The 3,499-nt window shown below is 36.2% G+C and carries 3 protein-coding genes and 1 pseudogene; 2 read left to right on the forward strand and 2 right to left on the reverse strand.

Annotation, left to right across the window (positions count from 1 at the left end):
- Positions 1-62 precede the first annotated feature (62 nt).
- A pseudogene (locus J5X94_RS13745) lies at positions 63-999 on the reverse strand (IS3 family transposase); the annotation flags it as partial.
- A 240-nt stretch (positions 1,000-1,239) separates the two neighbouring features.
- On the opposite strand from J5X94_RS13745, the gene J5X94_RS13750 reads away from it, so the two are divergent.
- A complete protein-coding gene (locus tag J5X94_RS13750) occupies positions 1,240-1,941 on the forward strand; it encodes a lytic transglycosylase domain-containing protein (RefSeq protein ID WP_210541611.1) in 702 nt (233 codons plus the stop codon).
- Between the two features lie 95 nt (positions 1,942-2,036).
- On the opposite strand, the gene J5X94_RS13755 is transcribed toward J5X94_RS13750, so the two are convergent.
- A complete protein-coding gene (locus J5X94_RS13755) occupies positions 2,037-3,008 on the reverse strand; it encodes a hypothetical protein (protein ID WP_210541612.1) in 972 nt (323 codons plus the stop codon).
- Positions 3,009-3,297: 289 nt separating this feature from the next.
- Between J5X94_RS13755 and J5X94_RS13760 the strand changes: the two genes are divergently transcribed.
- Positions 3,298-3,499, forward strand: a 202-nt coding sequence (locus tag J5X94_RS13760) for a hypothetical protein (protein ID WP_210541613.1), incomplete at its 3' end; no start/stop codon positions are given.

Below are 3,499 nucleotides of genomic sequence, written 5' to 3' on the forward strand. Positions count from 1 at the left end.
CAAGGATGGATGGAGAATAATCTGCCTAAACTGTTTCATGATATGGGTTGTATCTCTTTTATTATGAACTGACTATAGCGTTCAACATAGGCGTTTTGTTGTGGATTGCCAGGTTCCATATAGCTTATCTTAATGCCTTGTTCTAACGCCCAGTCTTTGAGCGCATTACAGATATATTCAGGGCCGTTATCACATCTTAATTGATCAGGGCGACCTCGACATTCAATCAGCTGATTTAAGCTACGTATGACTCTTTGGGCTGGTAGTGAGAAATCAATCTCAACCGTTAAGGCTTCACGGTTGTAATCATCAATGACATTAAACAGTCTAAATGCCCTGCCATCGGTTAAAGCATCATGCATGAAGTCCATGCTCCAGCTTTGATTCGGTTCTACAGGTACGGCAAGTGGTACGGGTTTGGCTCGCTTAATACGGCGCTTAGGTTTGATTCTAAGATTCAATTCAAGCTCACAGTAGATGCGATACACACGCTTATGGTTGTATGGCAGTCCCAACACGTTACGCAGACTTAAAAAGCATAAACCAAAGCCCCAGTTCTTATTCTGGGTAGTCAGCTCTATAAGCAAGTCAGCTATCTGCTTATTCTCATCAGAAGCCGCAGACTTATGATAATAGCAGGTCACGCTGATATTAAAGATCAAGCAAGCCCTTCGGATACTGATGCCATAATCTTTAATATAGTGACAAGCCAACGCTTTGCGCCCAAGCGGCGCTACCACTTTTTTGACATGGCATCCTGTAGTATGTCTGATTTGAGACGCTCTTCGGCATACATCTTTTTAAGACGAGCATTTTCAACTTCAAGCTCTTTTAAACGCGAAATTAAAGAGGCATCCCTGCCGCCATACTTTGAGCGCCAGTTGTAGAAAGTGCTTTGTCCAATGTTATGCTCGCGGCACAGCTCAGCAATAGGTACCCTTGTTCCGCTTGTTTTAGGATGTTAACGATTTGGTTGTCGCTAAAGCGTGACTTTTTCATGAGTTTCTCCTGCTGATAGTTTAGCAGTTAATCTCTATTTTTAAGTGTTCTTATTTATTGGGGGGATTACCGGTTCTGATTTTCTTGGTCATGGTAAGCTCTTTGTCGAGTCGCTAGTTTACCAAGTTTATTTCTACGGTTTCTTCAGCATAGCTCAGTATTTATAGAACAATTATCGAATAAAATCTGGGATTACTATATAATACTTTAAATAAAGCGTAATCCAAATGAGTCACTTGTATGCTCGAATCTAACAAAAACGTAATTAATTTATCCTTATTGAGCGCATTCTTAACTCTAAGCTACCCAGCACATACCAATGTTAAATATATAGACATGAATAACTTTAATCCTCAATCAGCTGAGCAAAACACTATACAAATAATTGAGCCATCTACTGTCCAACCCAATAATCTTGTTACTCGTTCTCAAACCAAACTAGACACTATTATCGACCATAATGCTCGCAAATATGATATCCCCTCTGAGTTATTAAGAGCAATTATTAGACAAGAGTCTAATTTTAATAATACTGCCTTATCTTCTAAAGGTGCTATAGGTCTAATGCAAGTTATGCCATCGACGGCTGCAGATTATGGCTATTATAATTTATATGCACCGCATCATAATGTGGAAGTAGGTAGCCGTCACTTAGCTAGCCTACTAAAGAGATATAAGCTACCAATAGCATTAGCCGCTTATAACGCAGGAGAAGGCAATATAAATAAATACGGTGGCATCCCTCCTTTTCGCGAAACCCAGAGCTACGTCTTAAACGTATTGAAATACTATAATGTAGAGCTTGATAAACGAATCAACAATACAGGTATAATGAGCAATGCTATTAATTTAACTCCTATAGATAATAATCCCTTAATTGTTAGTAAGTCAGAAAAACTTATTAATAGAAATTCTGTGTTGTACCTATCGATTAACCGTTAAAAGTTATCCTGAATACAGCTATATAATAGTATGCAAAATATGAGCAAAAAAAAGACTAAATACGCACATATTTAGTCTTTTTACTTTAAGATCAACTATCTATAACTAATCTTACTTTCTTTTTCGATATAGTCAGCCGCTATCTTATTATAACCTAGACAGAATATTTGACTAACCGATGGATCGGTTGGAGAAGAGATGTCAGAGGGATAGAACAAAGTTCCTTCGTATAGTATACCTTTGTAGATAACAGCTGCAAGTGCTTGTGGAGGCGGAGAGCCTAGTAAGGACAAATCAGGTGAGACATTAGCGTCATTTATGTCATCTGGGTAAGTAACATAAGTGACGCTAATGTCGTTATCCGAACCAACCATCTCAGTATTGAAGATTGGCAAAGATTCATTCTTGGAAGAGATATCATTTTTCCAAGCAGTCAAAGTAGGGTAGTCTGAAGGAAAATCAAGTTCAAAAGTAAAATACTGCTTATCAAGTTTATTACGGTAGTTATAACATAGCGACCCATTGGGAAAGTTGTAGGGTTTAGTAATGCTAGGCAAAAAATCAAGAGTGACACTTATATTTTTAGAAGAAGCAGTTGGAATTGAGATAGGGTTCTTTATCTGTGTCTTGACGATTGTTTCTCCCGTCTTTTCATCTTTATATATCTGCTCAAATGTATTGTTATCTACATAGTCTATGTTTTTTAATTCATTAGTTGATAGATACTCCAGATTTTCAGCCAATATCAGACTAGGTAATATGGACTCTTGACCCTCATTTTCATCTAGATCGGAATCGCCATATATATCTGACTCTGTAAGCATGACACCGTTTTCTGTAATTCTCAGGTTTTGTCTATTAATATAGCTGATTTCGTCTAATCCTGATTGCGAATAATTATCAATAATGAAACTTATAAATTCGTAAGCAGGTTCGTTAATACTGGGTGAACTATTTTTATTATCATTACTTGAGGTACTTGAATTTGAGTCGCTGCCACAAGCTGTTAACATAAAGCAACTAAGTAGAGCGCTAGAATAGAGCAAAGTTTTTTTTAAGTTACACATGTTACTTTTCTTCATAATTAAAAATGTATTTATATTTTATAGCATAAAACAATAATTATATGAACAAAAGTAATGTTTATTTTATTTTAAATGTCAAGAATGTCATTACATGTAAAATAAAAGTGAAATATAAGATGTTATATAAGTAGTTAATAACGTTAACTAAAACATCTTAATATTATTTCTAAAGCTATAAGTACTGTTTATATTTCTAATAAATTTACAATGACAAAAGCACAACAAATGCGTATTATATCAATAAAATACTAATACTTTTGTCGAGACTTGTATGCGATTCAACTTACTCACCATTAGTTTGCTACCTTTACTATGTATTATCACCTCTGGTACTTTAGCAGCAACTGTAAAGTGTAACGTAATTGGTACTAACGGTGAACCCGCTTGTACTGATGCCGCCGGCAACCCCATCAACGTCTTAACGGGCAACAAGTTTGAATCAGCGAATGACATACAGAGTACGACTAGTGAAT

The organism is Psychrobacter sp. K31L (assembly GCF_017942195.1).
GTDB lineage: Bacteria > Pseudomonadota > Gammaproteobacteria > Pseudomonadales > Moraxellaceae > Psychrobacter > Psychrobacter glaciei.

Coding starts and splice junctions, on each gene's coding strand:
- J5X94_RS13750 (WP_210541611.1), top strand. CDS start 1,240: ATGCTCGAATCTAACAAAAACGTAATTAATTTATCCTTATTGAGCGCA.
- J5X94_RS13755 (WP_210541612.1), bottom strand. CDS start 3,008: ATGTGTAACTTAAAAAAAACTTTGCTCTATTCTAGCGCTCTACTTAGT.